This window comes from Holdemania sp. Marseille-P2844, assembly GCF_900120005.1.
Lineage (GTDB): Bacteria > Bacillota_I > Bacilli_A > Erysipelotrichales > Erysipelotrichaceae > Holdemania.
This window is the reverse complement of the sequence record NZ_LT635454.1, coordinates 119203-138212: the sequence shown is the minus strand read 5'-3', so window position 1 is coordinate 138212 and position 19010 is coordinate 119203. Positions and strand designations below refer to the sequence as shown.

The window sequence follows — 19010 nt, the reverse complement described above, 5'->3', positions numbered from 1 at the left end:
TCATTTTTCTCATGTTCTGTTCCTTTCTCCTCCTCAAATTCTGCGTATTGCAAGCTCCCTGCCGCAGATCATTCAAGGTATTCTTTACTTTAAGCATAGCATATTCTTACTTCAATTCCGACATCGAATCGTTGCGGAAACTGGAAAATTTATGAAATCGTCAGAAACGGACTTTCTATTTTCTTAAATCTTTGTTTAAAATCAAAATAAAAACGACGCGAAGAGCGTCGCTTTCTTCACAGACTTGTTTTCTCTGCTTCGGCTTAAGCGTGAATCTGTTCGTGCTCCACCGCGCGGAAGAAGCGGAAGAACAACGTGATTGTGACCAGTACGGAAATTGTATCGGCAATCGGTTCCGCGACGAATACTGCAAACACCTTATTCTCAAAGAAATTCGGCAGAATATAGATCAGCGGAATCAACAGGATAATCTTTCGCAATAACGCCAGAAAGGTTGAAATCTTGGCGTTGCCCAGCGCGATGAAGGTTTGCTGGCAAGCCAGCTGCGCGCCCATTAAGAACACAGCCGCGATATAAATCCGCAGCGCCCAGACCGTAATTTGCGTCAGCGCCGGATCGCCGGTAAAGATCGCCGCAAACATCTGCGGGAACAGCATGCACAGCACCCACATGACGGAGGAATAAACCAGACAGCTCACCAGCAGCAGATGGAACGCTTTCTTCACCCGGTCAATATTTCCCGCGCCATAGTTGAAGCTGATGATCGGCTGCGCGCCCTGGGTTAAGCCCTGCAGCGGCAGCATCGAGAACTGCATGACGCTGGACAGGATCGTCATTGCGCCGACCGCCAGATCGCCGCCGTATTTCAATAAGGAGGAATTAAAGCACAGCACTAACAGACTTTCCGTTGACTGCATGATAAACGGCGCAACGCCCAGCGCCAGCGCCGGGAACAGGATCTTGGCGTCGATGCTGAAATATTTCGGATGCAGCTTGAGCTGACTTTTTTTACCGCTTAAAAACTGCAGCACCCAGACGGTCGAGACAGCCTGCGACAGCACCGTCGCCAGCGCCGCCCCGCGCACGCCCATATGGAAGCCGAAGATCAGAACCGGATCGAGCACAATGTTGGTGATCGCACCGATGACGACCGTCAGCATGCTGACGCGGGAAAAGCCCTGCGCGGAAATAAAAGCGTTCATGCCCAGCGTCAGCTGAACGAAAATTGTACCGGCCGCGTAAATCATCATATACGCTTTGGCATAAACGATCGTGTTCTCACTGGCGCCGAACATCATTAACAACGGCTCGCAGAAGATCATCGTGACTGCCGTCAGGGCAAGGGCGGTGATCACTAACGCCGTAAAGCAGTTGCCTAAAATCTTATTGGCCTGTTCGTTATCACCTTTGCCCATCATGATCGAGGCCCGCGGAGCGCCGCCCATGCTGACTAAGGCCGCAAAAGCGGAGATAATCATGATTAACGGGAAGGCAACGCCGACGCCGGTTAACGCCGCAGCGCCTGAGCCTGGAATATGGCCGATATACATCCGGTCGACCATGTTGTAGAGTGCGTTGACGACCTGGGATGTGATCGCCGGAACCGCCAGCGCAAAAAACAAGCTTCCGATGCGGTCCTTCCCTAAATTGGTTTCTTTCGATTGAAGCATAATTCGTCCCCTTTCCGATTGGTCATCGCTTCGATGTTCGCATAAATCTGATGCTGAACCCGGGTATACACCGCCAGTTCTTCCTCGCTGATATTCCGGGTCACCGCTTCGGAAAAGCGTGTCTGATTGACGCGCATCTGACCGATTACCGGAGCGGCTTTCTGCGTCAGCCTGAGGTGCAGGATCCGATGATCCTTCGCGTCTTCCTCGCTGGTCAGATAGCCCCGGCGCATCAGCGTATCCACGCTGCGGCAGACCAGACCTTTGGATACGCCCAGAGTGACGGTCAGCTCTTTGGCGGTGTTGATCGACGGGTTGTTGGACAGGAAGATCAGCACGTTCATTTCATTGGGAGAAAAAGCTTCGTCCGCGATGGAATGAACGCAGAAACGGCTGTAAGCCTCGCGCAAACGGGCATAGCCTTTCAGCATCTGTTCGACGTTGAAGATGGGTATTCGTATTTTACTCATCAGCGTTTCTCCTTGGCAATTAGTTTACTTGTATACGATCATTCCTAAGTATACTCCGGATCTGCCGCAAGTCAAGCGCTCTTTTCCCTTATCTCTATTCTTTTCCCGACCAATATGTTCCCATACCGAAGATCTCTTTATCTGACAAAAAGCACGCAGATCCTGGGATTGAACGCTGTCCGGCAAAGTCCTCCCGCGGCTGAAGCCGTTCTTTTTCGAACAGACGTTCCTGGGTACAGAGAAGAAAAAGCGGCTGATTTGTATTTTTATCAACCGCTCTCTGATTCGCTGAAATCACTGAACATCTTTCCTATCAGAATTCTCATCGTCTTAAAACTTGTTTTGTTACAAATAACGGGCCGTCGCGCTTTTCATTTCGGCTTTGAATGCCTGCGGCGTACCGGCGAACATCAGCTGCCCGCCCTGATCGCCGCCCTGCGGTCCCAGATCGATCACCCAGTCGCACGCCCGGATCAGCTGCGGATTGTGTTCCACTACGATCACGGTATGGCCTGCGTCCCGCAGCCGCAGAAGCAGTTTCAGAAAATGTTCGACGTCGGCCGGATGTAATCCCGTCGTCGGTTCGTCCATTAAATACAGCTTAGCTTTTCCGCTGTGATTTTCGATCAGCTCCACCGCCAGCTTCAAGCGCTGCGCTTCACCGCCGGAGAGAGTCGTCAGCGGCTGCCCCAGCGGCAGATACCCCAATCCCGCCTCCGCTAACCGCTTCAGCATCCGGCCTAATTTCGGCTGCCCGGCAAAGAAAATTATCGCTTCCTCAACCGTCAGTTTGAGCACTTCGTCGATCGAGCGGCCGTTGTATTTGACGCTCAGCACCGTATCGTTAAAGCGCTGTCCATGACAAACGGGGCAGACGACCTCAACGTTGGCAAAAAACAACATGTTGTTCTCCACCACGCCCATTCCCTGACAGTTCTCGCATCGTCCGCCTGGGGTATTGAACGAAAAATAAGAAGCCGGGCAATGCGCGGCGCGGGCTGCCCCGGTCTTCGCAAAGAGAGTGCGGATCAACCCGTAAACGCCGCTGTAAGTGGCGACATTGGAACGCTTCATCCGGGTGATCGCGGATTGTTCAATCGTCACGATCCGTTCAAATTGTTCCAGGCCCGTGATCTCAGCCCGGCCGCCGCGGTTTGCCGCAAGCACTTCAAATACCAGCGTGGATTTCCCCGAGCCCGAAGGTCCGCTCACCGCGCACAGACATCCGGTGGGAAAAGCGACGTCAAAATGGCGCAGGTTATACTGACAGGCATTTTTAATCGTAATCCAGCCTTGCGCGGATCGGGTCTGCGAAGGAAACTCAGCCGGTGCAGCCAGCCAGAATCCGGTTAAGGAATCGGGATTCGACCGAAGCTGTTCCGGGGGTTCGCAGGCGATGAGTGTTCCGCCATGAATCCCGGCGCCCGGTCCGAATTCAACCAGTAAATCCGCAGCCCGCATCACATCCGGATCATGTTCGATCATCAGCACGGTATTGCCCAGATCACGCAGATGGCTAAGGATTGCGATCAACCCTTCGGTATCCTGCGGATGCAGACCGGCCGTCGGTTCATCCAGCATGATTAAAATTCCGGACATCTCCAGATCCAGCGCCGCCGCCAGCCGCAGCCGCTGACTTTCCCCGCCGGAAAGCGTGATGATTTGCCGATCCAGTGTCAGATAACCCAGGCCGACCCGGATCAGACGGTTCAGCTTGGTTTGAATATCGCGCAGATAGGCATCGGCCAGTTCGCGGGCACTGCCGGTTAACGCTGGCTCCAGCCCGGCAACCCAATCCCGCAGACGGTTTAAGGAAAAACCGGATAATTCCGGCAGGCGGGTTCCGTTCACAGTGACCTGAGCGCTCAGCGCGTTGAGCCGCTCGCCATGACAGGCCGGGCATTCAACCGTCTGAAAATACGCATCCAGCGCCGTGGCTTGCCCGCCCTTTTCAGCCCAGCGCCGCCGCAGATTCGCCGCGACACCTTCAAACTTTTTGCCCGCAGCCGCTTTTGGCGGCAGGTTTCTGGCCAGCTCAGACAACAGCGCAGGACTGTCGCTGCCTTCCCACAATAGCATCCGCTGCGCTTTGGAGAACTGACATACCGGGATATTTTGCGGTTCGTCCAGACCGAAAGCGCGGCAGGCGGCATAATACACGGATATTTCATATTCTCCATAGCGTTTTTCCCAGAAACGGACCGCCCCTGCCTCTAAAGAAAGCGCCGGATCCAACATCCGGTCCTCATCGACGGTATGAATTTTCCCCAGCCCCTCGCAAACCGGGCAGGCGCCTTCCGTTGTATTGAACGAAAAATGGGTGCGGGTCAGTTTCTCCATACGCTGACCGCAGCGGCTGCAGCGCATGAAAACATGGAAATCGCCGTCGCGCTTTTCCGTTTCTTCCCTGCAGTCAGCCGCGTCGATCACCGCGCGGCAATGAGGGCAAATGCGGCGGTGTAATTTTTCATAAATCATCCGCAGATCGGTATAGATATCGCTCAGGGTCCCGACCGTGGAACGAGGATTCTTATTCGCGGCCGTCTGCGGGATCACGACCGCCGGACTGGCGCCGCGGACTTTATCCACCTTCGGCTTGGGAATTCCCTGCATTCCCATCGCTTCCAGATACTGCCGCTGACATTCGTTAAACAGGACGTCGATCAGAAACGTCGACTTGCCGGAACCGGAAACTCCGGTCAAAACGATCAGTTTTTCCTTCGGCAGCGTCAGCGAGACATTTCTCAGATTTCCCTCGTGCGCGTTAAATACTTCAATTTTACGCATACCTCACCTGCTTCCTGCTTTCCTTATGACGACGATTCTGCGGCGTTCGCACCGCCCCCTCATGACAGCGGAACTTCGATGTCGATCAACGGCCGGATCTTATTGATGATAAATGGATCCGTAACGTCCAGCAAGGTCATTCCATCAGAGGGCTCATGCGGGATCAGCACATCGGCGATATGAAACATGAACAGACGCTCGCCCACAGTGCCGAAAACCTGATGATCAATCTGAACAATCTGATCGACGCGCCAGGCTTGTGCATCCAGAGGAAAAGCATAATCCAGAATGTTGTCTTCCGTGATTTCAGTTTCGCTCAGCCGGATACAGTGATAAAAACAACCGGCATATTGAACAAGCCGCTGCCATTTCATCATTTCCTTCGTAAGGGCCTGCTGCCGGAGGACTGGATCGGGGATAATCTGAATCTCCATCGAAAAATGGATTTCCTTTGTGTTGATCGAACCCAGTCCCTGTTCTTTCAGAATCTGATCGGCTTCGCTCAGTTCATTGATTTCACATTGATAAGATTGGTCTAAATACACAATTCCGTCTTTCTCAGCAATCGTCAGGGTATTTACTTCGTTGCGCAGACAGCCGTCGAGAAAAGAGGGCAGCTCCCGCACAACCGGTGGCGGCATTGGGGGATCTGGCTCCAACAGCTAGGGAAAGAACACATCCAGATTTTGCAGGAAGATTCCCAAAGCTATGAAAACAATCAGAATGGCGGCGATCACCCCGGTGGAAACCGACCGGCCCCGCTCCCCATTCATTTTCCGACCAACTGCGGATCGCATCCGACAACGCGCCGATAGTCGTCCGGGTCCGTTGCTCCTTCCGTATTCAGAAGCAGCACGACGGAATGTTCATCCAGTCCCAGCGCCTGCTTCATCGCTTCATAATGAGGATCCTGACACAAGCTTAACAGAAGCCCCAGTCCGACAGCCCCGGATTCGCCGGAAACAATCGCTTCATCGCCTTCCAGCGGTTGAGCGTACTGCCGCATCCCGGCCTCCGTGATTTCATCCGCACAGGCGAAGTAGAACGCCGCGTAATCGCGCAGCACCGGAAAGAGATCCGGATTGACTTCCCCGCAATTCAGACCGGCCATGATCGTCGGCGTGATGCCGGCCTTTGAGACCAGCGTGCCTTGCGTACAGGAGGCGAAGACACAGGCGGAGTCCGTCGCTTCAATGATCGAGACGACCGGCATCTCTGCTTTCAATGTATCCGCCAGCCAGCCCAGCACGCCCCCGGCCATCGAACCGACGCCGGCCTGTAAAAATACATGCGTCGGCTTGTCCAGCGCCTGTTCCGCGATCTGTTGAACAACCTCGCGGATCATCGTCGTATAGCCCAGCACGATGTTCTGAGGAATTTCATGGTAATTCTCCAGCACCGTGTCCTGCACTAAAACATAGCCGTTGCGCTGCGCATAATCGCGCGTCCAGCGCACGGTATCGTCATAGCCCCATTCCGTCACGGTGACTTTGGCGTTGCCCAGCGCCTCGATCGCCTGCACGCGGCTGGCGACGGTGCCTTTGGGCATGAAGATCTCCGCCCGGCAGCCGGCCTGCAGTGCGGCCCAGGCCACGCCTTTGCCATGATTGCCATCGGTCGTCGTCACAAATACCGGCCGGGTGTGAGGATGCTGATCAAGATATTGATGCACCGCATAGCTGGCCCCCAGAGCCTTGAAGGCATTCAGACCGAAACGATGCGATTCATCTTTGACCAGAATCGCCTGAATTCCCAGTTTTTCCGCCAGTTTTGATAAATTGATCAGCGGCGTCGGGGCGTATTGCTTTAACGTCTGATGAAAGTCAGCGACCTGCCGGTAATGTTCAGAATTGAACATGGCCGGCAGCGGTCCGCGCGCCAGTTTCCCTTTTGCCATTTGAATTCTATCCATGTGTTTTCTCCTCCGTTTTTCCCAGTTTATGCCGCTTCGCCCTTCAGCTTCATCAGCTGCCATTGGCCGCCGCGGTAGCGCATCCAGATCAAAAGCGTGCGCAGCAGCTGATCCGCAACCAGCGCGATCCAGGCGCCATACAGACCCCAATGCAGCTCGTATACCGTCAGCATCGCCAACAGCGGGCGCACGATCAGCGTCGTGACAAAGATGACCACGGCGGTGGTTTTCGTATCCCCGGCTCCGCGCAGGACGCCGGCCAGAATAAACTGCGTCGCCTGAAACGGCTGGATCAGCGCCAGAAACATCAGAATCCGCGTGCCCTGTTCGATGACTTCCGGTTCGCTGCTGTAAAGAGAGACGATCGGGCCGCCGATCACAAAGAAAACAAACGCCAGCACCAGCGAGAAGCCGATCCCGATCTGTTGACTGACCTTGCCGTAATGATGCGCCATATCAGTCCGCTTTTTTCCCAACGACTGGCCGACCAGCGACGTCGAGGATACCGCGAAGCCCTGACCGATCATAAACGACAGCGATTGAATGTTCATGCAGACATTATGTGTCGCAAACGCGACCGTGCCTAAGGAAGCGACAGTCTTGGAATACAGGATCACGCCGAAGCGCATAAACAGCTGCTCGACCATCGCCGGCAGACCGATCGCAAAGATATTGCCGAGAATTTCCCGGTCAAGATGAAACTTCTTTCGCCAGTGGAATTCAAGATATCCGCCTTTTTTCATCAGCGCCCAGCCCGCCATGAAGAACGCCGCCGTCTGGCCGATCACCGTCGCTAACGAGGCTCCGGCCACGCCCATTTTGGGGAAGCCGAGATGGCCGTAGATCAGAAGCCAGTTCAGAATGATATTGATCACATTGGCTGCGACGTTGTATTTCATCGCCGTCTTGGAATCGCCGCCCCCGCGCAGCACCGCCGTGATCGTCGTGGTCAGCGCCATCAGCACAAAGCCGGCCATTTGTATTTGTAAGTAAACCGTACCATTGATCAAGCTCAGTTCATCCGTGGCCCCCATAAACCGGACCATCGTTTCCGAAAAGAGAAAGCCGACGATGGAAGCCGTAAGGGACATCACCAGCGTCAGCATGAGTGCCTGCCGCACCGCTTCATTCGCCTTCGCCGGCTGGTCCGCACCTTTATAGCGGGCAACTAACGCTGTCGCCCCGACGTTCATCGCCATGAACATTGTCATCATTAGAAATTTCGGCTGCGTCGTCAAGCCGACCGCCGTGATCGCCCATGCCCCCAGCTGTCCGACCATCATCAAATCCGCCATCGACGTCAGCTGTGTCAGCGTCAGTTCGACAAACGACGGGCCCGCGATTCGAAGCACATCCTTCATCAACAGGCCGCGCGTCAATCCCGGCGGCAGCGCCGTTTGTTTCTTTGATATTTCCAGACTCTCGCCGGCTTCCACCCGATCTAAAGCCAGCTGTCCACTTCCCCCTGTCATTGTGATTTGTCCTCCCCTTGATTGTATTTCCTATTATACCATGAAGCGCCCTTTCGGAAAACGCTTTCAGCAAGGTTGAAAGCGAATAAATCAGTTGGGAAAAAGAAAAAACAGACAGCACCGGGGGATTGTGCTGTCTGCGTGAAACACAGAGTTATGATCGTTGATGAATTCAGTTATGGCTTAGTACATGCCGCCATCCGGCATGGCTGGCGCCGCCGGAGCATTCTTTTCCGGCAATTCAGCGACCGCCGCTTCAGTTGTGATGAACAGCGCCGAGATGGATGCCGCGTTCAGCAGCGCGTTGCGGGTAACCTTGGTCGGATCTACGATACCGGCTTCAAACATATCGACCCATTCGCCCTTCTTGGCGTCGAAGCCGATATTCTTGCCTTCTGTCAGCTGACGGGAAGTGATCTGATCGCCGTCATAGCCGGCGTTTTCCGCAATCTGATACAGCGGCTTCAGAATTGCTTCAAAGACAGCGCTGATGCCCTTCTGTTCATCCGGAGTTTCGCCCTTCAGCTCGTCGCGGTATTCGCGATAGATCGAAGCCAGAGCTGCGCCGCCGCCGATGACGATCCCTTCGACAACAGCCGCCTTCGTCGCATTCAAAGCGTCTTCGATCCGCAGTTTCTTTTCCTTCATTTCGCTTTCTGTCGCAGCGCCGACCTTCACGATCGCAACGCCTGTTGTCAGCTTCGCCAGCCGTTCGTTCAGACGCTTCTTGTCGTATTCCTGCGTCGTATTTTCGATCTGCTGCTTCAGTTCTGCGATCCGCTCGTTCAGTCTTTCCTTGTTGCCTGAACCGCCGACGATCGTTGTGTCATCTTTCTTAACAACGACGCGGTTCGCATGTCCGAGATCTTCGATTTCGCCGTCTTTCAGTTCCATCGCCAGATCCTTGGCAAAATACTTCGCACCGGTGACGATCGCGATATCTTCCAGCATTGCCTTCTGATTGTCTCCGAAGCTTGGCGCCTTCGTGCAGACAACATTGAACGTGCCGCGCAGCTTGTTCAGAACCAGCGTCGCAACGACTTCCTGATCAATATCGTCAGCAATGATCAGCAGCGGCTTGTTGGTCTGGACGATCTTTTCCAATAATGGCAGGACTTCCTGAATCGTGTTGATCTTCTGATCGGTAACCAGAATATACGGATTTTCCAGCACCGCTTCGTTCTTTTCGCGGTTGGATACCATGTATGGGCTGATGAAGCCCTTGTCATACTGTAAGCCTTCGACTGTTTCCAGTTCAGTTTCAAAACCATTGGACTCGTCAACAGTGATGACGCCTTCGCGCCCGACTTTTTCCATCGCCTGCGCAATGATTTCACCGACTTCCTGAGAACCGGAAGAAATTGCGGCAACCTGAGCGATATCCTGGTTTGTTTCAACCTTATGCGTCTGTTCCAGCAGCTTGTCCGCAATGAACTTCGCCGCTTTTTCCATGCCGACTCTCATCAGCACCGGATTCGTGCCTTTTTCCACACTGCTCATGCCTTTGTGGATCATCGACTGCGCCAGCAGCGTCGCTGTCGTGGTGCCGTCGCCGGCCGTATCATTGGTCTTGGAAGCGACTTCCAGAACCAGCTTCGCGCCCATATTTTCAATCTTGTCTTCGCATTCAATTTCCTTGGCGATCGTCACGCCGTCATTGGTGATTAACGGTGAACCATAGCTTCTTTCCAGAACGACGTTGCGGCCTTTCGGACCCAGCGTAATCTTGACCGCATCGGCCAGTGTATCGACACCCTTCATCATTGCGACCCGGGCATCTTTAGAAAAACGGACTTCCTTTGCCATATTCTCATTCCTCCTTTAAATGTTTGTTGTTATTCAATAACCGCCATGATCTTGGATTCCGGAACTAATAAATATTCCTGTCCGTCGATCTTGACTTCAGTTCCGCCATACTTTTCGTAAATGACGCGGTCGTTGACTTTGACGCAGCATTCGACATGCTTGCCGTCGACCTCATGACCGTTATTGACTGCCAGAACCTTGCCTACGGTTGGTTTTTCTGTGTTTTTGTCAGTCAGGATAATCCCGCTGGCGGTTTTCTCTTCTGCCTTTTCTTTCTCTAAGAGCACAAAATCATTACATGGTCTGATCATCGTAATTCCTCCTTATCGCTCATTTTAGCACTCTTATCTTATCAGTGCTAGCACTTATTATTATAGTCTGCCAAGCTTCTTTGTCAACACTTCTTCGCGACTTTCTGCAAGAAATTCTGATTTTTTCTCTGCTTGCTTTATTTTAGCGGCAGCAATCGGCGAACCCTCGAATATTTTGACGGACAAATCCGAAATGATCGACTTTCACAAATAACGCTCGCTCGTAAAAGAGCTGAAGACCCTTGCCGCAGAAAACGATCATCGGGCATATATCAAAGAAGGCGGCAGTGGATATGGTATAATAAGGAAAAATCAGGAGGTTTAGCATGCTGAAAAGAAAATTTGGAAAAACCGGGATGGAGGTTTCCGCCGTGGGAATGGGAACCTGGAACATTGGCAATCAATGGGGCGCACTGGATGATCAACAGGTTTACGAAACGATTCAGGCCGCCTATGCAAGCGGGATTACGGTCTTTGATACCGCCGATGCTTACGGCATACCCGGCGGTTGTTCAGAAGAACGGCTCGGCCGGGCATTGGAGGGAATCCGCGAAAACGTCGTTCTGATCTCAAAATTCGGCAACTGGGCGAAGCGCTTCGGCGGCGCGATGCAGTTCACCTGCGCCGATATCGTGATCGAAGCCTGCCACGCCTCGCTGTTTCGCCTGCGGACAGACTATCTCGACATTGCGCTGTGTCATCTCAACGATTTACAACCGGCGGAAGTCGAGCCATGGCTGGAAGGGTTTGAGGAGCTAAAACGACGGGGACTGGTGCGTCATTACGGCATATCGACCGATCATCTGGACGTGCTGAAGGAATTCAACCGGCGCGGCAGCTGCGAGGTCGTCGAGCTGGATTATTCGCTGATCAACAAGACGCCGGAAACTAACGGAATGCTGGACTACTGTCTGGAAAACAACATCGGCGTGCTCGTGCGCGGACCGCTGGCGCAGGGGATTTTATCCGGGCACTATACCCGTGATACGCATTTCACCGATACCATCCGCATGCCGTTTAATGAAGGCGGCAGCGCACGGGAAGTCTATCTTCAGAAAATGGACCGGCTGGACCGTGTGCGCGAAGTGGCGGGCAAAGAGAATCTGGTTCAGACCAGCCTGCGCTATATCCTTTCTCATCCGGTTAGCCCGGTTGTCATTCCCGGGGCGAAATCGCCGGATCAGGCTAAGGCTAACGCCAAAGCCGGCAGCGCTTGTCTGGACGACGAACTGTACGCCAGGCTGAAAGCGTGCTGACTTCTTCCATAAATCAGCGTTCAACCCGTCGGCGCATGCCAGCGGGTTTTTGTTTGAGGGCGTTTCTCCTGCGCATGCTTCTTAATATCCTTTCTGATCCAGCCTCTTCCCTGCCTTGCCGCTTCAACTGAATTCATATTCTTAACGAAGTTGAAATTTCCACAGACAAGCCCTGAGCCCCTACGGTCATTGGCCTGAGGTCTGCCCTTGTTTAACCCGAAACTTTAACCGCTCAGCGCTTAAACTGAAATCAACGATCCGCAAACAGGCATGCCTGCAGCCTGACTCTATGGGATTCTGTTTTTTGTCGGGATTGGGTTTCTTTTATCCGCGGCGATTAAGAAACCCGCCGCCCGCGGTTGATTTCTGCAAATTACAATTCATCAGCCGGAAACTCAACTGGTAATAAAAAGCGGCGGACCGGCAGGGATTATCCCGCTGCGGTCTGCACCGTTTTCGTTTCTGTTTTCATTTTTTGATCTTCGGCAAAAAGATTCGGTTCTATAAATTTTGGTGCTGGCGGAAACCAATGCCTTTTTAACGTAATAATAAAGCGGACCACGGGTCATTCCGGCTTCCTTACCGATCGCCTCCAGATTGGTTCCGGCATACCCGTAACGGGAAAAGTGTTCCCTGGCGATCGTCATAATTTTTTGCCTGGTCTGTTTTTCTGCGTTTCCCATAGTGATTCCCCTTTATGCGTTTAACATATCACTTTGCGGCGCTGCCTGAGCTCGAGTAAGCTGGCGGACCGATGATTCTTGTTTTTTATTGAAATCCATTAATGAAAACTTCATTCATTCGCTGAACATGTACGGATTTCTATTTTGGAATACAAAAATTTCTATTTATCGTTTATAATACAGGAAGCAGTAGTCCGCGCCGATCTGATTCAGGGACTTGCCAAAGGCAAGCGATCGGTGGGGAAACTGTAAGATTGCGGAATTCCGCTTCATGGAGGAAAAATGAAAAAGATTATTACGCCCCTTCTCGCCTGCTTACTGATCGCAGGCTGTTCCAGCGCACCAAAAACGAAGACCGAGACGGCTTCCTGCAGCTATACGCAGGAAGGCTTAATGACGGCTACCTATGATCTGACGGCTGAAAACAACGATATTACCGTTCTTTCTTTAAAGATGATCTACGATAAATCAATGTTCGGCGACATTGACTTTACAACGATCACGGAAGAAGAAAAAACACAGATGATCGACGCCATCCTTACCCAGTCCGGCATCACGGAAGACATGAAGGGCGTCACAACCAAGGTTGAAATCGAAGACACGATCATCGCTACGATTGAAATGAACCTGAAGGAAGCGGATCCGGATACGTTAAAGAATCTGGGATTTGATTTCTCCAACACGGACATGAGCTTTGACAAGGTTGTTCAGGATATGAAGGACCAGGGCTTCGATTGCAAATAAACCTATAAACTGAAAATCAAAATAAAGATGAGAAAGTTTCTTCCTTGGGAGAAACTTTTCTCTTCTTTTTTCTTTTTCAACGTAAATAAAAAGAGCAGGACGGTTGACTGAACCGAACTGCTCGTTTTTGGTTTGTTTCGTATTTTATCTGTGATCGCTCTAAATCCAGCTTGTTATTCAGCGTAAAACGAAACCGCAATTTAACCGCGGGTAACCCAGATCGGCGAACACCATGCGCAGTGATCGTCGATCTGCTCGACGCGCAGATAGTAGAAATCTTCTTCGCCGCGTTCGCTGTCTTCCAAGGTGAAGTCCACTGCCTGACCGCAGTTTTCCTTCTCAACGAGAACTTCGTTGTTCTTGATGATCTGCACTTTGCGAATCTCGTTGACCGCCAGCACGCTGACGTCCAGCTTCACCGCTTCCCCGGCCGGAATCATGATTTCTTCACCCATGTGGTGACTGCCGATCTTCAGCGAGGCCAGAATCCGGGCGCCGCTGGTGCCGTAAGTGAAGCGGTTGTAGATCGCGTTCCAGACGTTTTCACTGGTCAGCGTCGGAACGAAGGCGCCCAAGATTCCGCCTTCGACGCCATGCTCCATCTGGTGCGAGTCAGAACCTGCGATAAAGCCCAGGTGATAGCCACGAGCCAGCGCGTCCTGAGCGCAGTGGCGTTCAAATTTCATGATATTCTTCGTGTACTTCGACTGGTTTTCAAATTTCTCATAGTCGGCGTGGCGCGAGAAGATTTCAACGACGCGCTGGACTTCCGGATCATGGTAATCCCAGTCCGTCGCCGCGGATACCAGACCCCAGTTGGCTGCCGGATGATGCGGAATGCACTGGCCGCCGTCCTTCTTGATGCTCGCGAACAGCACCGTCGGGTTGTTGCCTTCCGGATCGGTGCTGCGGTACAGGCCGCCGGTGCTGGACGGGTAGTAGACGTTCTTGTGCCCGAAATCATGCTTGTATTCGTTGGACGTCCATTCATAGGCCAACAGCACGGCGAAGTTCTTTTCCCCATTGAACAGATTGCGCGTCGTGCGGTTCCATTCCCATTCGGAATCCGTCGCGATATCCGGATAATCGTCGTGGTCGGTCAGCGCGCAGAAATCCATGTTGGCGTCCTTGATCGCGTAGTGATAATATTGATCAATCTCGCCCAGCGCGTCGGACAGATTGGACTGGCCGTGGATATCGCCGAAGGTCAGCATCAGGTTCTCATAACCGTTCTTCTTCAGCCAGGCCGCGACTTCTTCCGCGCTGCGGCTGTCCAGCGCTTTTTCCGCCGGGATCGGCTGCACGAACTGATCGATCTTCTTTTCAATCTCTAAATCATAGAACTGCGGCAAAACGTCCAGCGCGACTTCGTTGTAGACGATCGACGCGTAACGGTGCATGTGGCCGTTTTTGTTGCCGAACTGCCAGATATAATGCAGAACATTGCTTTCATCCAGCGCAATATGCGGACGCACGGCGCACTGGCTGTCGTTGTAGGTGATGACGACCGGTTCCGACCAGACGCCTTCTAAATCACGCACGCGCACAATCGCGTTGTATTTGCCCCAGGTGTAGGTGACCACCGTATAGCCCTGAGCGTTCGCTGTGATGTCGATGTTGTTGTACCAGTTGCGGTTTTCCGTCAGTACCGCGTAATGGGACGTGACAACTTGGCCGTCTTTTACTTCCACGTCGATTACGTTGTTGCTGAAATAACAGTGCTTGCCGTTTTCATACCAGGCGATCGTGACCTTCTGGCCGACCCGGGTCATGACCGGATGCGTGCTGTAAATCGCCGTCTGATTCAGCTTGACTTCCTCGCTCCACTGCCCGTCGATCTTGGCGCGCACGACGACGTCATAGTTCACGCCGTTATACAGATCATAAGCGACAAAGCAATGACCTTTGCCGTCATGATCGAAGCATGGACGATACGTCTTCACCGCGGTGTTGACCTTTTCCAGCGTCACCGTTTCGCCCAGCGTGGCAACGATCGTATCGCTGAAGCCGACGCCCTGACGGTTGTATACGACGACCGGATGGATTCCGTCGTCTTTAACGGAAGGATAGAACAGTGCTTCGCCCTCGTCGATCACCTGGATCGCGCCGAACACGCCGTCCTGATATTCGCGGACGCACAGCTTCCACACGCCATTCTCAAATTCCGACCAGGCGGTGATCACGCGGTCGTTGAACGTGTGCATGCTTGGCCGCAGTGCCAGGCCGCTGCCGGAGATCTGAACTTCATTGTGCGGATGATGATCAATCATCTGCGCGAACTGGATAACCTCGGTGTGATCGAGATATTTTTCCCAGACCGCAAAGACTTCGTTCTTACTGTTGACCGTGACGTCCGGGTACTGGCAGCTGCTCTGCCAGATATCCGTGATTTCAACGGACGTACTCTTGAAATGTTCCATAGTTCCTCCTTTATTCGTCTTCATATTTACCAACACCGGCAGGCGGCTGAATGTTCTTGACGCCAAACGCCAGAACCAGCAGGGTGACGATGTACGGGATCATTTGGACCAGCTGCGACGGAATGCCGTAGCCCTGAACATAAATCTGAACCGCATCGCACAGCGCGAACAATGAACCGCACAACAGAACGTTCAGCGGATTGTAGCGCGACAGGATCGCGATCGCGATCGCGATGTAGCCGCGGCTGGCGGACATATCGCGCACGAACATATTCAGGCTGTCGATCGACAAATACGCCCCGGCCAGGCCGGCCAGCGCACCGCAGACCAACACGCCGATATACTTCATCCGCCGGACGGGAATGCCCATACTGCTGGCAGCCTTCGGATTTTCACCGACCATCCGCAAGCGCAGACCAAACGGCGTTTTAAATAAGATGAACCAGCTGGCGACACAGACGAGAATCGTGAAGATCAGCAGCACTGACTGGCGGCTGAAAATATCGCCGAGCACCGGCACGTCCTTTAAGAACGTCAGCTTGGTGTTGACGGAAGCGACGGCTTCGGAATTGCCCTTGTTGCCCCAGATAATCTGCATCAGCAGCGTGGACGCCGCCGTGGCTAACAGGTTCAGGCCGATACCGCTGATGACCTGATTGACCTTATAGCGGATGCACAGAAGGCCGTGGCACAATCCGAAGATCATGCCGCCCAAGATCCCGCACAACAGACCGATCCAGGCGTTGCCGGAATAGAACGAACCGACGGCAGCCGTAAACGCGCCGGTCAGAATCATACTTTCAAGGCCCAGCGCCATGATGCCGCTGCGCACGGAATACACGCCGCCCAGCGCCGCCAGAATCAGCGGAATGGACATGGAGAACATCGTGCTCAGAATGCCTGTGATATTATTCAGCATAGCTGCGTCCTCCCTTCTTTGGTTTGCGGTCCGCGCCGATCAAGGCCCGGATCAGAAGCGGCGCGGAAACAAAGATAACGACTAACGCCTGAATGACGCTGACAAACTCCGTCGGAATCTGGCTCATCATATTCAGATACATCGCACCGGTTTTTAAGGCGCCGAAAATGATGCCTGCCAAAATGATACCTAACGGTGAATCGCTGGCCAGCGCTGCGACGGAGATCCCGCTGAAGCCATATCCCGGTGAAAAACCGCTGATAAACCGCTTGCCGACGCTGGTCACATGCACCGCGCCGCACAGACCGGCCAACGCACCGCTGAACAGCATCGCTTTCATCATGACGCCGCCGACCTTGATGCCGGCCGTTTCCGCAGCCTTCATGTTCAAGCCGACCGCCCGGATTTCATAACCAAAGCGAGTCTTTTCCAATACAAACTTGACGATCAGAGCCGCGAGCACCGCGATCACAATCGCCCAGGTCAGCTGATAACCGGGAATCAGTTTGCCTAACAGCGCGCCGTCGACGATTTTCTCGGTCTGCGCGACCGCGCCCTCAGCTTTTAATGGATAATTGACTAAATAATCGCAGAAATTCACGATGATGAAATTGGTCATCGTCGTCGTAATGACTTCGTTGGAGCCAAAACGGACTTTCAGAAAGCCGATCAGCGCACCGGCCAGACCACCGCCGATCACACCGCTCAACAAGGCCAGTACAAGATGCAGAATGCCCGGCAGCGGCAGCGGCGTCATGCCGACTAAAGCGGCAACCATCGCACCGGTCACCATCTGCCCTTCGACGCCGAGGTTGATCAGCGTGGCTTTCTTGCCGACCATAAACGCCAGACCGGTAAAAATCAGCGGCGTCGCCTGGATCAGGGTGTTAGTGAAGGAACGCACAGACCCAAGCGAACCTTCAATGATCACGGAATAGGCGAAGATCGGATCATAACCGCACAGCAGCATGATCACGCAGCTGACCAGAATCGCCAGAACGAAGGACACCAGCGAGATCACGATCGGACTGGTTTTCATCAGCCGGTTAGACAGCTTGCTCATGGTGTTCCTCCTTTCCTCCGGTCATCAACAGGCCCAGCGACAGCTCGTCGGTATCCTCGGCCTGCTGAACGCTGACGATCCGGCCGTCGTAAATCACGGCGATCCGGTCGGACAGCGAGCGGACTTCGTCGAGATCCGCTGAAATTAACAAAATTGCTTTACCTTCATCGCGCAAGCGCAGCAGCTGATGATGGATATACTCCATCGCGCCGACATCGACTCCGCGGGTCGGCTGGGCGACGATCAGCACGTCCGGGTTCTGCTTGAACACCCGGGCGATGACCACCTTCTGCTGGTTTCCGCCGGAGAGCGAGGAAACAAATTCGCGCGCGTTCGGCGTTTTGATCATGTATTCGCCGACCGCTTCCTCGGCGTAGCTCTGGATAGCTTTTTTCTGAAGCAGGCCCTGTTTGAGAAACTGCGGTTCGTCATGATAACCTAAAATCAGATTGTCTTCAATCGACATTTCCGCGACTAAACCGCGGCTCAGGCGGTCTTCCGGAATGTGTCCGATCTTATGCTTTAAGAAGGTATGGGCATCTCCATGGATCGCTTTCGTTCCCATCGTAATCGTCCCGGAATCGGCTTTGCGCAGACCGGTCAAAACTTCGATCAGTTCGGTCTGACCGTTGCCTTCGATGCCGGCGACCCCCAGAATTTCGCCCTTGCGGATTGACAGCGAGATGCCTTTAAGCACCTGCACGCCGCGCTCGCTCAGCTTTAAATCCTGAATCCGGAAAAACTCCTCGCCCATGTTCGTATTTTCCCGGCGCACATTCAGTTCAACATCGCGGCCGACCATCATTTTTGCCAGGTCGCTGGTCGTGACATGCTCAAGCGGCAATCCGGATTCAACCATCTTCCCATCGCGCAGAACGGAAATCCGGTCGGCAATCGCCAGTGTTTCCTTCAGCTTATGCGTGATGATAATGATCGACTTGTTATCCTTTTTCAGATTCCGCATGATGACGAACAGTTCTTCGACTTCCTGCGGCGTGAGCACGGCCGTCGGTTCGTCAAGGATTAGAATGTTGGCGCCGCGGTAGATCGCCTTGAGGATCTCGACGCGCTGCTGCTCGCCGACGGATAATTCCTGAACCTTCGCTTTGGCATTGATATTGAAGTGAAAGCGGTCGATCAGGGCTTGAATCTCCTGCTCGGCCTTCTTCTCGTCGATCAGCCAGCCTTTGCGCGGCTCGTGATTGACGATGATATTTTCAGTAACGCTCATGACCGGGGAAAGCATGAAGTGCTGATGCACCATGCCGATCCCCAGCCGGATCGCGTCTTTTGGGCTCTTGATCTTGACCGGCTTGCCGTCTACGCGGATTTCACCCTCATCCGGCATCGTCATACCGTAGAGGATTTTCATCAGCGTTGATTTGCCGGCTCCATTTTCTCCCAGCAGGGAATGAATCTCTCCCTGACCTAAAGAAAAGGAAACATGATCAACAGCTCGCACTAATGGATATTGCTTAACAATATCAATCATTTCTACACTGTTCATTGTTTCCTCCTTTTTCTTTTTACAAAATC

15 protein-coding genes are annotated in these 19010 nt (G+C 53.2%); 2 read left to right on the top strand and 13 right to left on the bottom strand.

From position 1 onward, the window contains the following. Nucleotides 1–263 precede the first annotated feature (263 nt). The 8 genes from BQ7364_RS15470 to groES all read right to left on the bottom strand — a co-directional run bounded on the left by BQ7364_RS15470 (nucleotide 264) and on the right by groES (nucleotide 10389). Complete coding sequence (locus BQ7364_RS15470; RefSeq protein WP_072685578.1) at nucleotides 264–1631, bottom strand: MATE family efflux transporter; 1368 nt, start codon at nucleotides 1629–1631, stop codon at nucleotides 264–266. Further along, entirely contained in the window at nucleotides 1604–2101 is a 498-nt protein-coding gene (locus tag BQ7364_RS15465; RefSeq protein ID WP_072685577.1) for a MarR family winged helix-turn-helix transcriptional regulator, read from the bottom strand. The genes BQ7364_RS15470 and BQ7364_RS15465 overlap by 28 nt, the downstream gene beginning before the upstream one ends. Before the next feature lie 345 nt (nucleotides 2102–2446). Next, nucleotides 2447–4888: an excinuclease ABC subunit UvrA gene (gene uvrA / locus BQ7364_RS15455; RefSeq protein ID WP_072685575.1), complete on the bottom strand. Its 2442-nt coding sequence runs from the start codon at nucleotides 4886–4888 to the stop codon at nucleotides 2447–2449. Nucleotides 4889–4947: 59 nt separating this feature from the next. Then, a complete protein-coding gene (locus tag BQ7364_RS15450) occupies nucleotides 4948–5529 on the bottom strand; it encodes a hypothetical protein (protein ID WP_072685574.1) in 582 nt (193 codons plus the stop codon). A 128-nt stretch (nucleotides 5530–5657) separates the two neighbouring features. Then, nucleotides 5658–6800, bottom strand: coding sequence for a diaminopropionate ammonia-lyase (locus tag BQ7364_RS15445; RefSeq protein ID WP_072685573.1), 1143 nt, complete (start codon nucleotides 6798–6800; stop codon nucleotides 5658–5660). A gap of 26 nt (nucleotides 6801–6826) precedes the next feature. Continuing rightward, the gene (locus BQ7364_RS15440; RefSeq protein ID WP_072685572.1) at nucleotides 6827–8272 is read right to left on the bottom strand and encodes an MATE family efflux transporter; all 1446 of its coding nucleotides are present in this window, start codon (nucleotides 8270–8272) and stop codon (nucleotides 6827–6829) included. 183 nt (nucleotides 8273–8455) lie between these two features. Further along, nucleotides 8456–10078, bottom strand: a complete 1623-nt coding sequence (groL, locus tag BQ7364_RS15435; RefSeq protein ID WP_072685571.1) for a chaperonin GroEL — start codon at nucleotides 10076–10078, stop codon at nucleotides 8456–8458. 29 nt (nucleotides 10079–10107) lie between these two features. Then, nucleotides 10108–10389: a co-chaperone GroES gene (gene groES / locus BQ7364_RS15430; RefSeq protein ID WP_006057763.1), complete on the bottom strand. Its 282-nt coding sequence runs from the start codon at nucleotides 10387–10389 to the stop codon at nucleotides 10108–10110. Nucleotides 10390–10715: 326 nt separating this feature from the next. On the opposite strand from groES, the gene BQ7364_RS15425 reads away from it, so the two are divergent. Continuing rightward, the gene (locus BQ7364_RS15425) at nucleotides 10716–11645 is read left to right on the top strand and encodes an aldo/keto reductase (protein ID WP_072685569.1); all 930 of its coding nucleotides are present in this window, start codon (nucleotides 10716–10718) and stop codon (nucleotides 11643–11645) included. A 395-nt stretch (nucleotides 11646–12040) separates the two neighbouring features. On the opposite strand, the gene BQ7364_RS15420 is transcribed toward BQ7364_RS15425, so the two are convergent. Beyond that, nucleotides 12041–12328 carry a TetR/AcrR family transcriptional regulator gene (locus BQ7364_RS15420; protein WP_072685567.1) on the bottom strand — a complete coding sequence of 96 codons (288 nt, stop codon included), beginning with the start codon at nucleotides 12326–12328 and terminating at the stop codon, nucleotides 12041–12043. Between the two features lie 282 nt (nucleotides 12329–12610). Between BQ7364_RS15420 and BQ7364_RS15415 the strand changes: the two genes are divergently transcribed. Further along, nucleotides 12611–13072, top strand: coding sequence for a DUF1307 domain-containing protein (locus BQ7364_RS15415; protein WP_072685565.1), 462 nt, complete (start codon nucleotides 12611–12613; stop codon nucleotides 13070–13072). Nucleotides 13073–13272: 200 nt separating this feature from the next. Here the strand turns inward: BQ7364_RS15415 and BQ7364_RS15410 are convergent, their stop codons facing one another. The 4 genes from BQ7364_RS15410 to BQ7364_RS15395 are packed head-to-tail and all read right to left on the bottom strand — an operon-like array spanning nucleotide 13273 to nucleotide 18981. After that, a complete protein-coding gene (locus BQ7364_RS15410; protein ID WP_072685563.1) occupies nucleotides 13273–15492 on the bottom strand; it encodes a CehA/McbA family metallohydrolase in 2220 nt (739 codons plus the stop codon). 10 nt (nucleotides 15493–15502) lie between these two features. Beyond that, nucleotides 15503–16411 (bottom strand): ABC transporter permease, encoded by a 909-nt coding sequence (locus BQ7364_RS15405; protein ID WP_072686130.1) that lies wholly within the window; start codon nucleotides 16409–16411, stop codon nucleotides 15503–15505. Further along, nucleotides 16401–17474 (bottom strand): ABC transporter permease, encoded by a 1074-nt coding sequence (locus BQ7364_RS15400; RefSeq protein WP_083538655.1) that lies wholly within the window; start codon nucleotides 17472–17474, stop codon nucleotides 16401–16403. The genes BQ7364_RS15405 and BQ7364_RS15400 overlap by 11 nt, the downstream gene beginning before the upstream one ends. Next, on the bottom strand, nucleotides 17458–18981 hold the full coding sequence (locus BQ7364_RS15395) for an ABC transporter ATP-binding protein (protein WP_072685562.1): 1524 nt from the start codon (nucleotides 18979–18981) through the stop codon (nucleotides 17458–17460). The genes BQ7364_RS15400 and BQ7364_RS15395 overlap by 17 nt, the downstream gene beginning before the upstream one ends. Nucleotides 18982–19010: the final 29 nt, after the last annotated feature.